We start from the raw sequence: 19,118 nt of genomic DNA, 5'->3' as shown, positions 1-19,118 counted from the left end.
CCGTGGCGCGCGTGGCTCAGTGCGCGGCCGGCAGCGCGTAGGCGATCACGTAATCACCGCGATCCGGCGACTGGCGCGCGCCGCCGGCGGAAATCACCACGTACTGGCGCCCGGTCGTCGGCGACACATAGGTGATCGGCGTGCCCTGGCTGCCCACCGGCATCCGCGCCTTCCACACTTCCTTGCCGCTGCGGCTGTCGTAGGCGCGCAGGTAGTAATCCTGGGTACCGGCGAAGAACAGCAGGCCGGACTGGGTAGCCAGCGAGCCGCCCAGGGTGGGCATGCCGATCGGGATCGGCAGGCGCATCTTGATGCCCATCGGACCGGTGTCTTTCACCGTGCCCACCGGCACCTGCCAGACCAGCTGGTGGGTGGCCAGGTTGATGGCCGACAACGTGCCGAACGGCGGCTTCTGGCAGGGAATGCCGAGCTTGGACAGGAAGCGGTCGCGCAGCGAGCCGTACGGCGTACCGGTCTGCGAGGCCGCGCCCATTTCTACGCCGCCGGCGCCGGTGGTCATCTGTGCACGCGGGATCAGCTTGGTCCACAGGCCCAGGCGCATGTCGTTGACGAACAGGTAGCCGGTGGTCGGATCGACCGAGGCGCTGCCCCAGTTCATGCCGCCCAGCGAGCCAGGCCACTGCAGCGCCAGGTCCTCGCCCGGCGGGGTGAACATGCCGTCGTAGCGGAAGCCCTTGAACTGGATGCGGCACAGCATCTGGTCGATCGGCGTGGCGCCCCACATGTCCGATTCGGTCAGCGTCTGCGCGCCGATCTGCGGCAGGCCCACCGACAGCCGCTGGGTGGGCGAATAGCGCTCGCCGTCGGCGTGGCCCTGCGGTGCCTGGATGTCGCGCACCTCGGTGATCGGCTGGCCGGTGGCGCGGTTGAGCATGAACACCTGGCCGGCCTTGGTGATCTGCAGCAGTGCCGGCAGGGTGCCACCCTTGCCGTCGGGCACGTCGGTGAGGGTGGGCTGCGCGGGCAGGTCGTAGTCCCACAGGTCGTGGTGGACGGTCTGGTAGACCCAGCGCTCCTTGCCGGTGGCCACGTCGAGGGCGACCACGGCCGAGCTGTACTTGTCGTCCTGCGGAGTGCGCTCACCGGCCCACTGGTCCGGGGTGGTGTTGCCGGTCGGCAGGTAGACCAGGCCCAGCTGCGGGTCGTAGGCCATGGAGGTCCACACGTTCGGGGTGGCGCGCGTGTAGTGGATGGACGGATCCAGCGGCACGTCCGGGGTCTCCTTGGACAGGTCCCAGACCCAGGCCAGCGCACCGCTGCGCACGTTGTACGCGCGCACCACGCCGGACGGCTCGCCGACCTCGATGTTGTCGGCCACGCGGCCGCCGACGATCACCAGCTCACCGGCCACCAACGGCGCGGCGGTGAGGGTGTAGAAGCCGGGCTTGATCTCGCCCATGCCGACCTTCAGGTCGACCACGCCATTGACGCCGAAGTCCGGGCAGGCCGCACCGGTGGCCGCATCCAGGGCAAACAGGCGCGCGTCGATCGAGGTCATCAGGATGCGCTTTTCGCACAACGCCGGGGCGGGGGGCGCGGCGGCCAGGGCGGGCGCCGGGGGTGCGGGGGCGGGGGCAGCGACCGCGGCGGCCACGGTTGGCACGCCCGCGATCGGCAGGCTGGCGTCGAAGTAGCCCAGTCCACGGCAGCGCTGCCAGTTCGGCGCGGTCGCCTTGGGATCGAACGACCAGCGCTGCTTGCCGCTGTCCACGTCCATCGCGATCACCTGGTTGTGCGGCGTGCACACGTACAGGGTCTGCCCGATCTGCAGCGGGGTGACCTGGTCCTCGGCACCGAAGCCGTCGCTCTGCGGGACATCGCCGGTATGTGCGGTCCAGGCGACCTGCAACTGGTCCACGTTGTCCGGGGTGATCTGGTCCAGCGCGGCGAAACGGGTGCCGCCGGTGGTGTTGCCCCAGTGCATCCAGTCACGCTGTTCGCTGCCCTTGGCCACCGGCACCACGGCCGGTCGCTGGCCCTGCGCGGTCACCACCGGGCGCGGCTGGAACGCCGAGACGGCAGTGGCGAGCAGGCCGACCAGCAGCAACGCGGCCACGCCGTACGCGCCGCGTCCGGCGGGCACTCCGCGGGCGCGCCGCAACGCGGGCCAGGCCAGCGCCACCAGCAGCGCCAGCACCGCCGGCATCACCAGGCGCGAGACCAGCGGCCAGAATTCCAGGCCCGCATCGGCCACGGCCCAGACGGCGGTGGCCACGAAGGCCACGCCATACACAAGCGCGCCCGCGGGGCGGCGTGCGGCCAACAACACGCCGGCCAGCAGCGAGGCGGCGCCCATCAGCAGGAAGTAGACACTGCCGCCCAGTTGTACCAGGCGGATACCGCCGACCAGCAGGGCCAGGCCGAACAGCATGACCAGCACGCCGAGCAGGATGACCAGGATCCGGCAGGTCGCCGACTGTTTCTTGTTCTCGTTCACGTTGCATGAACCTCTACAGAGGAAACCCGTTGCCGACCGGCAGCGGGCAGGCCCGCGCGCGACCAGCGTGGCGGGGACCGTCGGGCGTCACCTTGCCTGCATGCATCGCCTGGCGACAGCGCGACGGATGTTCCGCTGCTTATCGCGGAAACGAAGTGAACGACCGGTTAGGGCGATTATCGCACCGATGTGCGATTTACGCGTGAACTTGCCATGCCATCGCTGGAACGCAGCAACGCAGCGGCCGCCGGTCGCGGGCGGTGCCCGGCCGAAGCGTTTACCCTATGCCACCCGTTTGGTTTCCCGCCCATGACCGAGTCTTCCGCCACGCCCGCCTGGGCCGGCCGCCTGCGCGACATCGCCGACTTCCCCAAGCCGGGCATTTTGTTCAAGGACATCATGCCGCTGCTGGCCAACGGCGAGGATTTCGCCGCCGCCATCGATGCGATGGTCGAACCGTGGCGCACGGCCAACCTGCAGGCGGTGATGGGCATCGAATCGCGCGGTTTCATCCTGGGTGCGGCGATGGCGCGCGTGCTGGGCGTGGGCTTCGTGCCGGTGCGCAAGCCGGGGAAGCTGCCGGGCCGCACGCTCAAGCAGGACTACACGCTGGAATACCGCACCGACAGCATCGAAGTGCATGCCGATGCGTTGCCGCCGGGCGCGCGCGTGCTGATCATCGATGACGTGCTGGCCACCGGCGGCACCCTGCTGGCGGCACTGTCGCTGGCGCGCCAGTTGCAGGTCGAGGTGCTCGGCGCCGCGGTGCTGGTGGAGCTGGCCGGCCTGGGCGGGCGCGAGCGCTGGGCGGCGGATGTGCCGCTGCTGGCCAACCTGGTGTATTGACGCCTCGGCGCGGTGGCCATGCCACCGCCCACCGTAGAGCCGACCGTTGGTCGGCTGCTGTTGATCGGCTGGCGTTGATCCAGCTTTGGTAGGGCCGGCCGCTGGCCGCTGGCCGGTGGCTCCTTGAGCGGGAGCAGCCGACCAACGGTCGGCTCTACGGCGGGGGAGCAGCCGACCAACGGTCGGCTCTACGGGGGCGGGAGCAGCCGACCAACGGTCGGGTGTACGGGGGCATGGCCGCCCTCCCACCGCGCGTCGCTTACATCTTGCGGACGCGGAACCGACGGCCCTTGATTTTGCCCGCTTCCAGCCGCGCAATCGCCCGGCCGACATGCTCGCGTGCGATCGCCACGTACGAGCGGGTGGCATAGATGTCGATCTTGCCGATCACCTTGGCCGACAGCCCGGCGTCGCCGGTCAGTGCGCCGAGGATGTCGCCGGGGCGCAGCTTGTCGGTCTTGCCGCCGTCGATACGCAGGGTCTCCATGGCCGCCTGCGGCAGCACCGCCGGGCGGGCGGTCGCCAGGGGGGTCTTCTGCCAGTCCAGTGGCTTGCCCTGCGCCGCTTCCAGCGCGTCGGCGCGGTTGCGCTCGCGGCCGGTCACCAGGCTGATCGCCAGGCCGGTCGCGCCGGCGCGACCGGTGCGGCCCACGCGGTGTTCGTAGGTCTCGATGTCGGTCGGCAGCTCGTAGTTGATCACCGCCGCCAGGTCCTGCACGTCCAGCCCGCGCGCGGCCACGTCGCTGGCCACCAGTACGTTGCAGCTGCGGTTGGCGAAGCGCACCAGGACCTCGTCGCGGTCGCGCTGCTCCATTTCGCCATGCAGTGGCAACGCGGAGAAGCCGAACTGCTGCAGCGAGTTGGCCACGTCGTCCACATCGCGGCGCGTATTGCAGAACACCACGGTCGATTCCGGGTTGTACTTGAGCAGCAGCCCGGCCAGTGCCTTCTGCTTGCTGGCCAGGTCGGTCTCGCAGAACAGGTGGCGGATCGCCGGCGCGTTGTCGGCGCCTTCGACGGTCACCTCGACCGGATCGCGCAGCAGCTCGCGCGCGATCGTGCGGATCTCATCCGGATAGGTGGCCGAGAACAGCAGCGTCTGGCGGTCCTTGCTGGTGCGCCCGGCGATCTCGCGGATGGGCTCTTCGAAGCCCATGTCGAGCATGCGGTCGGCTTCGTCCAGCACCAGCGTGGTCACCCCGCCGAGCTTGAGCACGCGCTTGCGGCCCAGCTCCTGGATGCGTCCGGGCGTGCCCACCACCACGTGCGGGTCGTGCGCTTCCAGCGAGGCCAGTTGCGGGCCCAGCGGCATGCCGCCGGTGAGCACCACCAGCTTGAGGTTGGGAATGCCGGTGGCCAGCTTGCGGATCTGCTTGCCCACCTGGTCGGCCAACTCGCGGGTGGGGCACAGCACCAGCGCCTGGGCGCGGATCACCGCCGGGTCCAGCGCCTGCAGCAGGCCCAGGCCGAAGGCGGCGGTCTTGCCGCTGCCGGTCGGGGCCTGTGCGATCAGGTCGCGGCGATCAAGGATGGCCGGCAGGCTCTGCGCCTGCACGGGGGTCATGCGGGTATAGCCCAGCGCGTCGATGCCCGCCGCCAGCGAGGCCGACAGGGGCAGTTCGGAGAATTCGTTCATGGCGCATTCTACCCGCTGCGCCGCTCGCCGGGCGGTGCCGGCCAGGCTCAGGCCAGATCCAGCGCCCGCAGGCGGTGCATCAAGGCGCCGTGCTGGGCGTGGCTGAACTCGCCGAGGCTGGCGCTGACGTCCAGAATCAGCGTGTGAAACCATGGATTGGAATGCTCGATATCTTCCTTCCAGCACACCGCCGCATCCGCGCCGGCGACCTGGCGCACCAGTTCAAGCAGGTCGTCTTCGGCGTCATCCGCGGCCGCGTAGCGCTGCAGCAGCAGCCGGTAGGGGATACGCAGGCAGCTGCGATCGACAGGGGGCACGCGCGCAGATTTCATCGCCGTAGTGTTGCACGGCCCGTGGCTCACCCCAGCCAGGCATGCACGCCCAGGTTGATGGCCAGCCCGGCGCCGATCAGCCAGCCGAACAGCAGCAGGGCCAGCATCAGCGGCTTCAGCCCGGCCTGGCGCAGCACCGAGACGTGGGTGGTCAGTCCCAGCGCGGCCATCGCCATGGCCAGCAGCACCGTATCGACGTCGATGGCCGCGGCGACCACGGCCGAAGGCAGTACGTGCAGCGAATTGATTCCGGCCACCGCCACGAACCCGAACGCGAACCAGGGCACCACGATCGCCGCGCGTCCGGCGCCGGGTTGCGTCGCACGGCCGCGCGCCAGCAGCAACGACAGCGCGACCAGGAACGGAGCCAGCATCATCACCCGCACCATCTTGGCGATCACCGCGGTATCGGCGGCGCCCTCGCTGACCGCGCGTCCGGCCGCGACCACCTGCGCCACCTCGTGCACGGTCGAGCCGGTGAACACGCCGTAGGCCGCTTCGCCCATCGTCAGCCCGCCATGGGCCAGATTGAGCTGGTACAGCAGCGGGTACAGGAACATCCCCAGCGTGCCGAACACCACCACCGTCGCTACCGCCACGGTCACCTGGCCGGCGCGGCCGCGCACCACCGGTTCGGCGGCCATCACTGCCGCGGCGCCGCAGATCGCGCTGCCCGCGCCGATCAACAGCGCACTCTCGCGATCCATGCCGAACCAGCGGGTGCCGGCCCACCAGGCCAGCGCGAAGGTGCTGGCCAGCACCAGGGCGTCGATCAGCACACCGGCCACGCCGACCTGGCCGATGTCCTGGAAGGTCAGCCGCAGGCCATACAGCACGATCCCGGTGCGCAGCAGCCACTGTTTGGAGAAGCCCACGCCCGGCGCGGCCTGCGCGGCGATGCGCGGGTAGACGCTGTTGCCGAGCGCGATACCGAGCACGATGGCCAGGGTCAACGCGCTGATGCCGTGCGCCTGCAGCCAGGGCAGGGTGGCCAGGCCCATTGCCGTCGCGGCCACCAGCAGGGTGAGCAGCAGCCCCGGCAGGCGCCCGCGCCAACGCTGGATAAGGGGCGGAAGCGGCAGAGAAGCGGTGGACATGGTCACGGCAGAACTCCAATCAATGCAGATCGTCAGGATGGAATCGTCCATTGAACCTGTAAAACGGATTATTCATGTAATTTCAACCCGATAAATGGGTTAATGGCCGGATGCACATCACCCTTCGCCAATGGCAGGTTTTCGTGGGCGTCGCCGACGCCGGCACTACTGCGGCGGCAGGCGAGCAGTTGGCGTTGTCGCAGTCGGCCACCAGCGCCGCGCTCAACGAGCTGGAGACCCAGCTCCCGGCGCCGCTGTTCGACCGGATTGGGCGCCGGCTGGTGCTCAACGCACAGGGCCGCGCATTGCTGGGGCCGGCGCGTGCGCTGCTGGTGGGCGCCACCGAGCTGGAGGCGATGGCCGGCATCGGCCGCGAGGCCGGCGCCGGCGGCCCCCCGCTGCACCTTCGGATCGGCGCCAGCACCACCATCGGCAACTATCTGCTGCCGGCCCGGGTCGCCTCGCTGCTCGCCGGCAATCCCCTGGCGCAGGTCGATCTGCGCATCGGCAACAGCGCCGACGTGGTCGCGGCGGTGCAGCGGCTGGAGGTGGACCTGGGCCTGATCGAAGGGCCCTGCCATGACAGCGGCCTGCAGGTGCTGCCGTGGCAGCGCGATGCCCTGGTGATCGTCGCTGCGGCAGGCGCGCCGCTGGGCCCGGCGCCGGACCTGGCCGCGCTGGCCGCGGCCCGTTGGCTGTTGCGCGAACCCGGCTCGGGCACCCGCGAGGCGGTGGAGCAGGCGCTGCTGCCGCACTTGCACCACTTCGGCCGGTCGATGCAGCTGGGCAGTACCGAGGCCATCAAGCAGGCGGCCGCGGCGGGGCTGGGCGTGGCCTGCCTGTCCAGGCATGCCGTGGCCGATCTGGTGGCACTGGGCACCCTGCGCATCCTGGATACTCCGCTGCCGCCGTTGTCGCGCCAGTTGTGGGTGGTGCGGCACCCAGGCAAGCAGGTGCCGCCGGCGTTGGCCGCGCTCCTGGCGCTGCCGCCGGACGCTTTCGCGCACGCCTGAGCGACGCCGCGCGCCGCCAGCCCGTACAATGGGCGGATGCCTCTGATTACTCTGCAAAACGTCGACTTCAGCGTCGGCGGCCCCTTGTTGCTGGAAAAAGCCGAACTGTCGATCGAGCCGGGCGAGCGTATCGCCCTGATCGGCCGCAACGGCGCCGGCAAATCGACCCTGCTCAAACTGCTGTCCGGCGATCACAAGCCCGATGACGGCGAAGTCCGCGTGCAGCAGGGGGTGCGCATCACCCGCCTGGAACAGGAGGTGCCGCACGGTGCCGCCGGCAGCGTCTTCGACGTGGTGGCCGATGGCCTCGGCGAGCTGGGCCAGTGGCTGGCCGAATTCCACCACCTGAGCATGGCCGACGACTTCGACGGCGATGCCCTCTCGGCCGTGCAGGCCAAGATCGACGCCGCCAACGGCTGGGGCCTGGACCAGCGCGTCAGCGAGACCCTGACCAAGCTCGACCTGGATGGCGAGGCGGAGTTCGCGCGCCTGTCCGGCGGCATGAAGCGGCGCGTGCTGCTCGGCCGCGCGCTGGTGTCCTCGCCGGATCTGCTGCTGCTGGACGAACCGACCAACCACCTGGACATCGAGGCCATCGACTGGCTGGAAATGTTCCTCAAGAACTGGAACGGCAGCGTGGTGTTCGTCACCCATGACCGTCGTTTCCTGCGTGCACTGGCCACCCGCATCGTCGAGATCGACCGCGGCCAGGTCACCAGCTGGCCGGGCGACTGGGCCAACTACGAGCGCCGCCGCGAAGAGCGCATGAACGCGCAGGCGCAGGAAAACGCGCGCTTCGACAAACTGCTGGCCCAGGAGGAAATCTGGATCCGCCAGGGCATCAAGGCCCGGCGTACCCGCGACGAAGGCCGCGTGCGCCGCCTGAAGGCGATGCGCAACGACCGCTCGCAGCGCCGCGAACTCGGCGGCAACGTGCGCATGGAAGCGGCGCAGGCGGAGAACTCCGGCAAGAAGGTCATCGACGTCAAGGACATCTCCTTCGCCTTCGGCGAGCGGATGATGGTCAAGGATTTCAGCACCGTCATCCTGCGCGGCGACCGCATCGGCCTGATCGGTCCCAACGGTAGCGGCAAGACCACGCTGCTCAAGCTGCTGCTGGGTGACCTGCAGCCGCAGAGTGGTGAAGTGCGCGCCGGCACCAACCTGCAGATTGCCTATTTCGACCAGTACCGCGCGGTGCTGCGCGAAGACTGGACCGCGATCGAGAACGTGGCCGAAGGCCGCGATTTCATCGAGTTCAACGGCAAGCGCAAGCACGTGCATGCCTACCTGCAGGACTTCCTGTTCTCGCCCGAGCGCGCGCGTGCACCGATCACCCGCCTGTCCGGCGGCGAGCGCAACCGCCTGCTGCTGGCCAAGCTGTTCGCGCAGCCGTCCAACCTGCTGGTGATGGATGAACCGACCAACGACCTGGACGTGGAAACCCTCGAGCTGCTCGAAGAGCTGCTGAGCGACTACACCGGCACCTTGCTGCTGGTCAGCCATGACCGTGACTTCCTCGACAACGTGGTGACCTCCACCATGGTCATGGAAGGCGACGGCGTGGTCGGCGAGTACGTCGGCGGCTACACCGACTGGCAGCGCCACGCCGCACGCGTGGCGGCGGCGGCCGCGTCGGCACCGGTGGCGGCGCCCAGGCCCGTGGCGGCTGCAGCGGCCGCTGCGGCCCCGGCCGAGCCCAAGCGCAAGCTCAGCTACAAGGACGCACGCGAGCTGGAACAGTTGCCGCTGAAGATCGAAACCCTGGAGAAGGACGTCGAAGGCCTCACCGCCGCGATGAACGACCCGGCGTTCTACCAGCGCAGCGCCGCCGACATGGCCGCGCACACCCAGCAGCTCGGCAAGCTGCAGGCCGAACTGGATGCCGCCTACGCACGCTGGGAAGAGCTGGACGCCTGATCCCGTGATCGGCGTAGAGCCGACCGTTGGTCGGCTTGACGGTACGGGACGTATGGAAAAGACCGCGGGTCGGCCTCACCCGTAGAGCCGACCGTTGGTCGGCTGGCGTCAGAGGTTCATGACGCCCGAACGAAAGGCAGCCGACCAACGGTCGGCTCTACCATTCAGGGGGTCATGACGCCCGAACGAAAGGCAGCCGACCAACGGTCGGCTCTACCATTCAGCCCTCACCCGTGGAACCGACCGTTGGTCGGCCTCACCTGTAGAGCCGACCGTTGGTCGGCTGGCGTCAGAGGTTCATGACGCCCGAACGAAGGGCAGCCGACCAACGGTCGGCTCTACCATTCAGCCCTCACCCGTGGAACCGACCGTTGGTCGGCTTCACCCGTAGAGCCGACCGTTGGTCGGCTGGCGTCAGAGGTTCATGACGCCCGGACGGAAGGCAGCCGACCAACGGTCGGCTCTACCATTCAGCCCTCACGCGTGGAACCGAGCGTTGGTCGGCCTCACCTGTAGAGCCGACCGTTGGTCGGCTGGCGTCAGAGGTTCATGACGCCCGAACGAAAGGCAGCCGACCAACGGTCGGCTCTACCATTCAGAGGGTCATGATAGGCAGCCGACCAACGGTCGGCGCTACCGCGGTCATTTCACCCCGTGCAGGTCCCGCAACTGGCTCGGCCGCGACCCGAAATACGCGGCGAGGTCGGCAATGTCCTGATCGCTCAGGCCGGTTGCCTGCGGGGTCATCAACGCATGTTGGCGGTCGCCGGCCCGATAGGCCTGCAATGCATGCGCCAGATAGTCGCCGTATTGCCCGCCCAGTTTCGGGTAGGTCGGGTCGATCGGCTTGTTGCCGTCGGCCCCATGGCAGTCGATGCAGCTCTGCCCGGTCGCTTTGCCTTTGACCTGGGCCCGGGCCTCACCGGCGGCGATGCGACCGGCGGGCAGGCCGGCGGAGGAGCCGGACCCGTGCTCGCCACTGGCGTGGCCCGGATCGGCGGCGGAATCTGCGCTGTTTTCCACCTGCGACTGCGAACACGCAGTCATCAGCAGGGCAACGGACAGGGCGATGGCGTGACGCTTGAAGGGCGTGGCTTTCGACATGAGCGCGCTTATTTGACGGTGGACAGGTAAACAGCGAGATCGGCGATCTCCTGTTCGCTGAAACTCATGGACTGCGCCTGCATCGTGGGATGTCGGCGCTTGCCCTGGCGGTATTCGCTCAGCGCCTGGCTGAGGTACTGCTGGGTCTGCCCGCCAATCTTGGGCACCCGGTAGCTGGGGTAGGCGTTCTTGTAGCCGGTGATGCCGTGACACCCCTGGCAGGTATAGGCGAGCACGCGGCCATTGTCGAAGCTCCCGGTGAGGGGGGCGGGCGCGGCGGCGGCAGGGGCGGTGGCAGGTGCGGCAGGTGCTGCGGGTACTGCAGGAGCAGTGGCGGCCTGTGCGGCGGCCCCGAGGGGCAGGAGGACGGCCAGAAGACAAGCGGCGAGCGGCTGCGGGCGCATGATGTCCTTTCCGGTGTACGGGTCTGGTCGTTCCGGCGTGGGGTACGGAACTGGCCCGAGTATAGCCTGCGTTTTCAGCTAGCTGAAACCGGCCCGCGCAGGGAGGTTGCCGCAGGTCACCATGACCTTTGGGATATGGTGTGATCGTGACGTGGTGCATTACTTTGCTACCACACCTGCCCACGCATCCTTCAGGGACACGACGATGTCGCGAACTTCTCTCCTGCACGGCCGCACCGGAACCTGCGCCGCTGCCCTGCTTCTCTCTACCTCCCTGCTGCTGAGTGGCTGCGGCGCGGGCACCGGCACCGCCGATGCCCAGGCCGCCGAAAAGGACCCCAAGGCCCAGAAGGCGGTGGACGCGGTGCCGGTCGAGGCAGTGACCGCCAGCCGTCGCGCGGTGGCGGCCAGTTACACCGGCACTGCTGCACTGGAAGCGCGCGCCGAGTCGCAGGTGGTGGCCAAGACCTCCGGCGTGGCATTGGCGGTGTTGGTGGAGGAGGGTCAGCCGGTCCGCGCCGGGCAGCCGCTGGTGCGGCTGGACCCGGATCGCGCGCGGCTGGCGGTGGCCCAGAGCGAAGCGGTGATGCGCAAACTGGAGAACAACTACCAGCGTGCGCAGAAGCTGATCGGCCAGCAGATGGTCAGCGCCGCCGACGTCGACCAGATCAAGTACGACGTGGAGAACGCCCGCGCGCAGTACCGCCTGGCCACGCTGGAGCTGTCCTACACCACGGTGGTGGCGCCGATCTCCGGCGTGATCGCCTCGCGCTCGATCAAGACCGGCAACTTCGTGCAGATCAACACGCCGATCTTCCGGATCATCGACAACTCCCGCCTGGAGGCCACCCTCAACGTGCCCGAGCGCGAACTGGCCACGCTGCGCGCCGGCCAGCCGGTGACGCTGGTGGCCGACGCGCTGCCGGGTAAATCGTTCCCCGGCGTGGTCGACCGCATCTCGCCGGTGGTCGACGCCGGCAGCGGTACGTTCCGCGTGGTCAGCGGGTTCGGCGAAGATGCCCAGGGCCTGCAGCCGGGCATGTTCGGCCGCATCCGGATCGACTACGACCAGCGCGCCGACGCGCTGGTGGTGCCGCGCCTTGCGCTGCTCGACGACGGCGAGCCGGCGGTGTTCCGCGTGCGCGCCGGCAAGGTCGCACGGGTGCCGGTCACGCTGGGCTACGCCGAAGGCCCGTGGGTGGAGATCCGCGACGGCCTGGCCGAAGGCGACCAGGTCGTCACCGCCGGCAAGGTGGCCCTGCGTGATGGCACCGCGGTGCAGGTGATCGGCGCCAGGCCGACCACCACCGCCGCCGCGGCGCCACCGGCGAAGAAGGCGGAGAGCCGTCAATGACCTCGGCCGGCAACGACCACGGCAACGATCCGCACCACGGCGGGCGGCCGGGGGCACACGGCGGCGGCCTGGTGGAATTCGCCACCCGCCGCCGCGTCACCATCGCCATGTGCACGGTGACGCTGATGCTGTTCGGCTTCATCGCCCTCGGCAACCTCAAGGTCAACCTGCTGCCCGACCTGAGCTATCCCACCCTGACCGTGCGCACCGAGTACACCGGTGCGGCGCCGACCGAAATCGAAACCCTGATCAGCGAACCGGTCGAAGAGGCCGTGGGCGTGGTCAAGAACCTGCGCAAGCTCAAGTCGGTCTCGCGCACCGGGCAGAGCGATGTGGTGCTGGAGTTCGCCTGGGGCACCAACATGGACCAGGCCAGCCTGGAGGTGCGCGACAAGATGGAAGCGCTGAACCTGCCGCTGGAGGCCAAGGCCCCGGTGCTGCTGCGCTTCAATCCGTCCACCGAACCGATCATGCGCCTGGTGATTTCGGCCAAGGCCGATGCAGCCTCGGCGACCGATGCGGTGCGCCAGCTCACCGAGCTCCGCCGCTACGCCGACGAGGACCTGAAGAAGAAGCTGGAGCCGGTGGCCGGCGTGGCCGCGGTCAAGGTGGGCGGTGGCTTGGAAGACGAGATCCAGGTGGACATCGACCAGCAGAAGCTGGCCCAGCTCAACCTGCCGATCGACAACGTCATCAAGCGGCTCAAGGAAGAGAACATCAACATCTCCGGCGGTCGCCTGGAGGAAGGTTCGCAGCGCTTCCTGGTGCGCACCGTCAATCAGTTCGCCGACCTGGAGGACATCCGCAACCTGCTGGTGACCACCCAGGGCAGCAATGGCAGCGCTGCCGACGCAGCCATGCAGCAGATGTTCGCGATCGCCGCCTCCACCGGTTCGGACGCGGCCGTCGCGGCCGCCTCTGCGGCGCAGAGCGCCTCCAGCAGCAGTTCCTCCACCATCGCCAATGGCGTGCCGGTGCGGCTGAAGGATGTCGCCAGCGTGCGCCAGGGCTACAAGGAGCGCGAGGCGATCATCCGCCTGGGCGGCAGGGAAGCGGTCGAGCTGGCCATCTACAAGGAAGGCGACGCCAACACCGTGGCCACCGCCGAGGCGCTGCGTGCGCGTTTGGAGCAGATCAAGGGCCAGATCCCCGGCGATGCCGAACTGACCACCATCGAAGACCAGTCGCGCTTCATCGAACACGCCATCAGCGACGTCAAGAAGGACGCGGTGATCGGTGGCCTGCTGGCCATCCTGATCATCTTCCTGTTCCTGCGTGACGGCTGGAGCACCTTCGTGATCAGCCTGTCGCTGCCGGTCTCGATCATCACCACGTTCTTCTTCATGGGCCAGATGGGATTGAGCCTCAACGTCATGTCGCTGGGCGGCCTGGCGCTGGCCACCGGCCTGGTCGTGGACGACTCGATCGTGGTGCTGGAGAGCATCGCCAAGGCACGCGAACGTGGGCTGGGCATCCTGCAGGCCGCCATCGTCGGCACCCGCGAAGTGAGCATGGCCGTGGTCGCTTCCACCCTCACCACCATCGCGGTGTTCCTGCCGCTGGTGTTCGTGGACGGCATTGCCGGCCAGCTGTTCCGCGACCAGGCGCTGACCGTGGCGATCGCCATCGCGATCTCGCTGCTGGTGTCGATGACCCTGATCCCGATGCTGAGTTCGCTCAAGGGCCGCCCGCCGCTGGTCTTCCCGGAAGAGCCCGCGCAGGCCGCATGGCAGCCGCAACAGCGCTGGCTCAAGCCGGTCGCCGGCGGCCGCCGTGGCATCGGCGCGCTGGTGCGCTGGAGCTGCTTTGGCCTGGCCTGGGCGGTGGTCCGGGTCTGGCGGGGCCTGGCCGCGGTCATCGGCCCGGTCATGCGCAAGGCCAGCGACATCGCGATGAAGCCCTATGCCGGTGCCGAGCGCGGTTACCTGAAGCTGCTGCCCGGGGCCCTGCATCATCCGGGCAAGGTGCTGGGCCTGGCCGCGCTGGCGTTCGCGGCCAGCCTGGCGTTGGTGCCGATGCTCGGTGCCGACCTCATCCCGCAGCTGGCCCAGGACCGCTTCGAGATGACCGCCAAGCTGCCGGCCGGTACGCCGCTCAAGCAGACCGACGCACTGGTCCGCGAGCTGCAGTTGGCGCATGCCAAGGATGCGCAGATCGCGTCCCTGTACGGCGTCAGCGGCAGCGGTACGCGGCTGGATGCCAGCCCCACCGAAAGCGGTGAGAACATCGGCAAGCTGACCGTGGTGATGGCCGGTGGCGGCGACGCGCGCACGGAAGCGGCAATCACCGAGCGCCTGCGTGATTCGATGCGGCAGCATCCCGGCGTGCAGGTCGATTTCGCGCGGCCGGCATTGTTCAGCTTCTCCACGCCGCTGGAAGTGGAACTGCGCGGCCAGGACATGGCCACGCTGGAACGCGGCGGCCAGGCGCTGGCGGCGATGCTGCGCAACAACCCGCACTATGCCGACGTCAAGTCCACGGTGGAGGAGGGCTTCCCGGAAATCCAGATCCGTTTCGACCAGGAGCGCGCCGGCGCGCTGGGGCTGACCACGCGGCAGATCGCCGACGTGGTGGTCAAGAAAGTGCGTGGCGACGTGGCCACCCGCTACAGTTTCCGCGACCGCAAGATCGACGTGCTGGTGCGTGCCCAGGAAGGCGACCGCGCCAGCGTGGACAGCATCCGTCGCTTGATCGTCAATCCCGGCAGCAGCCGTCCGGTCACGCTGGACGCGGTGGCCGAGGTGGTCGCCACCAACGGCCCCAGCGAGATCCATCGCGCCGACCAGACCCGCGTGGCGGTGGTCTCGGCCAACCTGCGCGACATCGACCTGGGCGGTGCGGTGCGCGAAGTGCAGGAGATGGTCGCCAAGGACCCGCTGGGCGCGGGCGTGGCGATGCACATCGGCGGACAGGGCGAGGAGCTGGCCGAATCGGCGCGCTCGCTGATCTTCGCCTTCGGCCTGGCGATCTTCCTGGTCTACCTGGTGATGGCCTCGCAGTTCGAGTCCCTGCTGCATCCGTTCGTCATCCTGTTCACCATCCCGCTGGCCCTGGTGGGCGCGATCCTGGCGCTGATGCTGAGCGGCAAGCCGATCTCGGTGGTGGTGTTCATCGGCCTGATCCTGCTCGTGGGTCTGGTCACCAAGAACGCCATCATCCTGATCGACAAGGTCAACCAGCTGCGCGAAGCCGGCGTGCCCAAGCAGCAGGCGCTGGTCGAAGGCGCGCGCTCGCGCCTGCGCCCGATCATCATGACCACGCTGTGCACCCTGTTCGGGTTCCTGCCGCTGGCGGTGGCGATGGGCGAGGGCGCCGAAGTGCGCGCGCCGATGGCGATCACCGTGATCGGCGGCCTGCTGGTGTCCACGCTGCTCACCCTGGTGGTCATCCCGGTGGTGTACGACCTGCTGGATCGACGCGGTGATGCCTACTACCGCGAACGTGGGCGCAAGCACGCCGGCCACGCCGAGCCCACCGCCGGCGGCGCTGCACAGGAGCCGGCATGAGCATCGCCGAGTTCTCCATCCGCCGCCCGATCACCACCATCATGTGCTTCGTGTCGTTGGTGGTGGTGGGGCTGATCGCCTCGTTCCGGCTGCCGCTGGAAGCCCTGCCGGACATCTCCGCGCCGTTCCTGTTCGTGCAGGTGCCCTACACCGGCTCCACCCCGGAAGAGGTGGAGCGCAACATCATCCGCCCCACCGAGGAGGCGCTGGCGACCATGACCGGGATCAAGCGCATGCGCTCCTCGGCCACCTCCGAAGGCGCCAGCATCTTCATCGAGTTCACCGACTGGGACCGCGACATCGCCATCGCCGCCTCCGACGCGCGCGAGCGCATCGATGCGATCCGCAGCGACCTGCCCGACGATCTGCAGCGCTACAACGTGTTCAAGTGGTCCAGCAGCGACGAGCCGGTGCTGAAGGTACGCCTGGCCAGCAGCGCCGACCTGACCGGCGCGTATGACATGCTCGACCGCGAGTTCAAGCGGCGCATCGAGCGCATTCCCGGCGTGGCCCGGGTCAACATCTCCGGCGCACCGCCCAACGAGGTGGAGATCGCGATCAGCCCCGACCGCCTGACCGCGCACAACCTGAGCATCAACGACCTCAGCGACCGCCTGCGCACGCTCAACTTTTCCATCTCCGCCGGGCAGATCGACGACAACGGCCAGCGCGTGCGCATCCAGCCGGTCGGCGAGATCACCGACCTGCAGGAGCTGCGCGACCTGGTGATCGACACCCGGGGGCTGCGCCTGGGCGATATCGCCGACATCCGCCTCAAGCCGACCCGCATGAGTTACGGCCGGCGCCTGGATGGCAATCCGGCGGTGGGCCTGGACATCTACAAGGAGCGCAGCGCCAACCTGGTGGAGGTCTCGCGCGCGGCGCTGGCCGAGGTCGAGGCGATCCGCACGCAGCCATCGATGCGCGACGTGCAGATCAAGGTGATCGACAACCAGGGCAAGACGGTCACCTCCTCGCTGCTGGAACTGGCCGAAGCCGGCGCGGTCGGCCTGCTGCTGTCGGTCACGGTGCTGTTCTTCTTCCTGCGCCACTGGCCGTCGACGCTGATGGTGACCCTGGCGATCCCGATCTGTTTCGTGATCACGCTGGGCTTCATGTATTTCGCCGGCGTCACCCTCAACATCCTGAGCATGATGGGCCTGCTGCTGGCGGTCGGCATGCTGGTGGACAACGCGGTGGTGGTGGTGGAGAGCATCTACCAGGAACGCGAGCGCATGCCCGACCAGCCGCGGCTGGCCTCGATCGTCGGCACCCGCAACGTGGCCATCGCGCTCAGCGCCGGCACGCTGTGCCACTGCATCGTGTTCGTGCCCAACCTGTTCGGCGAAACCAACAACATCAGCATCTTCATGGCGCAGATCGCGATCACCATTTCGGTCTCGCTGCTGGCGTCGTGGCTGGTCGCGGTCAGCCTGATCCCGATGCTGTCGGCCCGCATGCAGACGCCCAAGCTGGTGCATTCGGAGAGCGGGGTGATCGCACGCCTGCAGCGCCGCTACGCGCGCCTGCTGCAATGGACGCTGGAACACCGTGGCTGGAGCGTGCTCGGCATCGTGATGGTGGTGCTGGTCAGCCTGGTACCGATGAAGCTGACCAAGGTCGACATGTTCGGCGGTGAGGGTGGCAAGGACATCTTCATCGGCTACAACTGGAAGGGTGCCTACACCTACGGGCAGATGTCCGAGGAAGTCGCGCGCGTCGAGCGCTACCTGGATGACAACCGCGAGAAGCTGCACATCACCCAGGTGTATTCCTGGTACAGCGAAGAGGAAGGCAGCAGCACCACCGTCACCTTCGACGCGGCGCATGCCGACAACCTGCCCGCCGTGCAGGAAGTGCTGCGCAAGGGCCTGCCGCGCTCGGCGCGCGCGGACTACATCGTCGGCAACCAAGGCGGGGATGGTGGCGGTGGCGGCACCCAGTCGGTGCAGGTGCAGCTGGTCGGGGACTCGACCAAGATGCTGCAGGAGATCGGCGAACAAGTGGTGCCCCTGCTGGCCCAGCGCAAGGAGCTGCGCGATGTGCGCATCGACAATGGCGAGAAGGGCAGCGAACTGGCCATCCACGTCGACCGCGAGCGTGCCGCCGCCTTCGGCTTCAACGCCGAACAGGTCGCCAGCTTCGTCGGCCTGGCCCTGCGCGGCGCGCCGCTGCGGGAGTTCCGTCGCGGCGACAGCGAAGTGCCGGTATGGGTGCGCTTTGCCGGCGCCGACCAGAGCAGCCCGGAAGACCTGGCCAGCTTCACCGTGCGTACCGGCGACGGCCGCTCGGTCCCGCTGCTGAGCCTGGTCGACGTCTCGATCAAGCCATCGGCTACCCGGGTTGCCCGCACCAACCGCCAGACCACCCTGACCATCAAGGCCAACCTTGCCGAGAAGATCACCACCCCGGAAGCACGCAAGGCCATGGAGGACACCCTCAAGCCGATGAGCTTCCCGGCCGGTTACAGCTTCACCTTCGATGGGGGCGACTACGGCAACGACAACGAAGCCATGCAGCAGATGCTGTTCAACCTGATCATCGCGCTGGTGATGATCTACGTGGTGATGGCCGCGGTGTTCGAATCGCTGTTGTTCCCGGCCGCGATCATGAGCGGGGTGCTGTTCTCGATCTTCGGCGTGTTCTGGCTGTTCTGGCTCACCGGCACGTCGTTCGGGATCATGTCCTTCATCGGCATCCTGGTGCTGATGGGGGTGGTGGTGAACAACGGCATCGTGATGATCGAGCACATCAACAACCTGCGCCGGCGCGGGGTAGGGCGCACCCAGGCGCTGGTGGAGGGTTCGCGCGAGCGCCTGCGGCCGATCATGATGACCATGGGCACGGCGATCCTGGCCATGGTGCCGATTTCGCTCACCGACACCCAGCTGCTGGGCGACGGCCCGCCGTACTACCCGATGGCGCGTGCCATCGCCGGCGGCCTGGCGTTCTCGACGGTGGTCAGCCTGCTGTTCCTGCCGACCATCTACGCCATGCTCGATGACATGAGCACGGCGGTGTCGCGGATCATCCGCCGTGCGCGCGGGCTGCCGGCGAAGGGCGACGCGGCAACGGTCGCCTGAACGGGCCGGTGGCCGCCGGCCAACAATCCCGGCGTTCGGTAGTGCCGGCCGTCGGGCCGGGGTGGGCACTGCCAGGCGGTGTCTCCGTTCGGGTCCGTCGCGCGCATGTGGGCCCCGTAGCAGCCGGTAGGCCCCTGGCGCAAATGTCCCCCGGCCGCGTGGCGGCCTCCTCCTTTATTTTGCCCAGGAGCCTACCGGCTGCGACGGGGCGCGGCTTGCGGTGCGCAGGTGGAAGCAAGGCTCTGCTGGCGCTGACGCTGGTCGGTGGGTTGGGCGCTGGGGCCCCATGCCCTTGGAGGCGAAATAAAGGAGGAGGGGGCGGCCGCAGGCCGACGCCGGGGGACATTCGCCGGAAAGGGCATGGG

Annotated in this window: 12 protein-coding genes; 6 read left to right on the top strand and 6 right to left on the bottom strand. The window is 68.5% G+C overall.

Annotation, left to right across the window (positions count from 1 at the left end; translation table 11 throughout):
- Positions 1 to 16: 16 nt before the first annotated feature.
- The gene (locus tag AC1DGC_RS19660) at positions 17 to 2,458 is read right to left on the bottom strand and encodes a membrane-bound PQQ-dependent dehydrogenase, glucose/quinate/shikimate family (RefSeq protein ID WP_478048654.1); all 2,442 of its coding nucleotides are present in this window, start codon (positions 2,456 to 2,458) and stop codon (positions 17 to 19) included.
- A 309-nt stretch (positions 2,459 to 2,767) separates the two neighbouring features.
- On the opposite strand from AC1DGC_RS19660, the gene AC1DGC_RS19655 reads away from it, so the two are divergent.
- A complete protein-coding gene (locus AC1DGC_RS19655) occupies positions 2,768 to 3,304 on the top strand; it encodes an adenine phosphoribosyltransferase (RefSeq protein WP_259208390.1) in 537 nt (178 codons plus the stop codon).
- 259 nt (positions 3,305 to 3,563) lie between these two features.
- On the opposite strand, the gene dbpA is transcribed toward AC1DGC_RS19655, so the two are convergent.
- Genes dbpA through AC1DGC_RS19640 form a run of 3 tightly spaced genes read right to left on the bottom strand, consistent with a single transcriptional unit; the run spans position 3,564 to position 6,369 of the window.
- Positions 3,564 to 4,940 (bottom strand): ATP-dependent RNA helicase DbpA, encoded by a 1,377-nt coding sequence (gene dbpA, locus AC1DGC_RS19650; RefSeq protein ID WP_478048653.1) that lies wholly within the window; start codon positions 4,938 to 4,940, stop codon positions 3,564 to 3,566.
- 47 nt (positions 4,941 to 4,987) lie between these two features.
- On the bottom strand, positions 4,988 to 5,257 hold the full coding sequence (locus AC1DGC_RS19645; protein WP_478048652.1) for a hypothetical protein: 270 nt from the start codon (positions 5,255 to 5,257) through the stop codon (positions 4,988 to 4,990).
- A gap of 41 nt (positions 5,258 to 5,298) precedes the next feature.
- Positions 5,299 to 6,369 carry a YeiH family protein gene (locus tag AC1DGC_RS19640; RefSeq protein WP_478048651.1) on the bottom strand — a complete coding sequence of 357 codons (1,071 nt, stop codon included), beginning with the start codon at positions 6,367 to 6,369 and terminating at the stop codon, positions 5,299 to 5,301.
- A gap of 110 nt (positions 6,370 to 6,479) precedes the next feature.
- Here AC1DGC_RS19640 and AC1DGC_RS19635 point away from each other — a divergent pair, with 110 nt between their 5' ends.
- Positions 6,480 to 7,382: a LysR family transcriptional regulator gene (locus AC1DGC_RS19635; protein ID WP_478048650.1), complete on the top strand. Its 903-nt coding sequence runs from the start codon at positions 6,480 to 6,482 to the stop codon at positions 7,380 to 7,382.
- A gap of 36 nt (positions 7,383 to 7,418) precedes the next feature.
- On the top strand, positions 7,419 to 9,302 hold the full coding sequence (locus AC1DGC_RS19630) for an ATP-binding cassette domain-containing protein (protein ID WP_478048649.1): 1,884 nt from the start codon (positions 7,419 to 7,421) through the stop codon (positions 9,300 to 9,302).
- A 642-nt stretch (positions 9,303 to 9,944) separates the two neighbouring features.
- Here AC1DGC_RS19630 and AC1DGC_RS19625 read toward each other — a convergent pair.
- Positions 9,945 to 10,406 carry a c-type cytochrome gene (locus AC1DGC_RS19625; RefSeq protein ID WP_259208405.1) on the bottom strand — a complete coding sequence of 154 codons (462 nt, stop codon included), beginning with the start codon at positions 10,404 to 10,406 and terminating at the stop codon, positions 9,945 to 9,947.
- A gap of 8 nt (positions 10,407 to 10,414) precedes the next feature.
- A complete protein-coding gene (locus tag AC1DGC_RS19620; RefSeq protein WP_259208408.1) occupies positions 10,415 to 10,810 on the bottom strand; it encodes a c-type cytochrome in 396 nt (131 codons plus the stop codon).
- Positions 10,811 to 11,015: 205 nt separating this feature from the next.
- On the opposite strand from AC1DGC_RS19620, the gene AC1DGC_RS19615 reads away from it, so the two are divergent.
- The 3 genes from AC1DGC_RS19615 to AC1DGC_RS19605 are packed head-to-tail and all read left to right on the top strand — an operon-like array spanning position 11,016 to position 18,753.
- Positions 11,016 to 12,164 (top strand): efflux RND transporter periplasmic adaptor subunit, encoded by a 1,149-nt coding sequence (locus tag AC1DGC_RS19615; protein ID WP_394164845.1) that lies wholly within the window; start codon positions 11,016 to 11,018, stop codon positions 12,162 to 12,164.
- Complete coding sequence (locus AC1DGC_RS19610) at positions 12,161 to 15,670, top strand: efflux RND transporter permease subunit (protein ID WP_478048648.1); 3,510 nt, start codon at positions 12,161 to 12,163, stop codon at positions 15,668 to 15,670. The genes AC1DGC_RS19615 and AC1DGC_RS19610 overlap by 4 nt, the downstream gene beginning before the upstream one ends.
- Positions 15,667 to 18,753: an efflux RND transporter permease subunit gene (locus AC1DGC_RS19605; RefSeq protein ID WP_478048647.1), complete on the top strand. Its 3,087-nt coding sequence runs from the start codon at positions 15,667 to 15,669 to the stop codon at positions 18,751 to 18,753. The genes AC1DGC_RS19610 and AC1DGC_RS19605 overlap by 4 nt, the downstream gene beginning before the upstream one ends.
- Positions 18,754 to 19,118 lie beyond the last annotated feature (365 nt).

It is taken from the genome of Stenotrophomonas sp. 05N37, from assembly GCF_056397365.1.
Note: the sequence above shows the minus strand (reverse complement) of the source record. Positions and strands in the feature narration are given on the sequence as shown.

What these genes read in the sequence shown, in the direction of transcription:
- AC1DGC_RS19655 (WP_259208390.1), top strand. Translation starts at nt 2,768, where the DNA reads ATGACCGAGTCTTCCGCCACGCCCGCCTGGGCCGGCCGCCTGCGCGAC.
- dbpA (WP_478048653.1), bottom strand. Translation starts at nt 4,940, where the DNA reads ATGAACGAATTCTCCGAACTGCCCCTGTCGGCCTCGCTGGCGGCGGGC.
- AC1DGC_RS19640 (WP_478048651.1), bottom strand. Translation starts at nt 6,369, where the DNA reads ATGTCCACCGCTTCTCTGCCGCTTCCGCCCCTTATCCAGCGTTGGCGC.
- AC1DGC_RS19635 (WP_478048650.1), top strand. Translation starts at nt 6,480, where the DNA reads ATGCACATCACCCTTCGCCAATGGCAGGTTTTCGTGGGCGTCGCCGAC.
- AC1DGC_RS19630 (WP_478048649.1), top strand. Translation starts at nt 7,419, where the DNA reads ATGCCTCTGATTACTCTGCAAAACGTCGACTTCAGCGTCGGCGGCCCC.
- AC1DGC_RS19625 (WP_259208405.1), bottom strand. Translation starts at nt 10,406, where the DNA reads ATGTCGAAAGCCACGCCCTTCAAGCGTCACGCCATCGCCCTGTCCGTT.
- AC1DGC_RS19620 (WP_259208408.1), bottom strand. Translation starts at nt 10,810, where the DNA reads ATGCGCCCGCAGCCGCTCGCCGCTTGTCTTCTGGCCGTCCTCCTGCCC.
- AC1DGC_RS19615 (WP_394164845.1), top strand. Translation starts at nt 11,016, where the DNA reads ATGTCGCGAACTTCTCTCCTGCACGGCCGCACCGGAACCTGCGCCGCT.
- AC1DGC_RS19610 (WP_478048648.1), top strand. Translation starts at nt 12,161, where the DNA reads ATGACCTCGGCCGGCAACGACCACGGCAACGATCCGCACCACGGCGGG.
- AC1DGC_RS19605 (WP_478048647.1), top strand. Translation starts at nt 15,667, where the DNA reads ATGAGCATCGCCGAGTTCTCCATCCGCCGCCCGATCACCACCATCATG.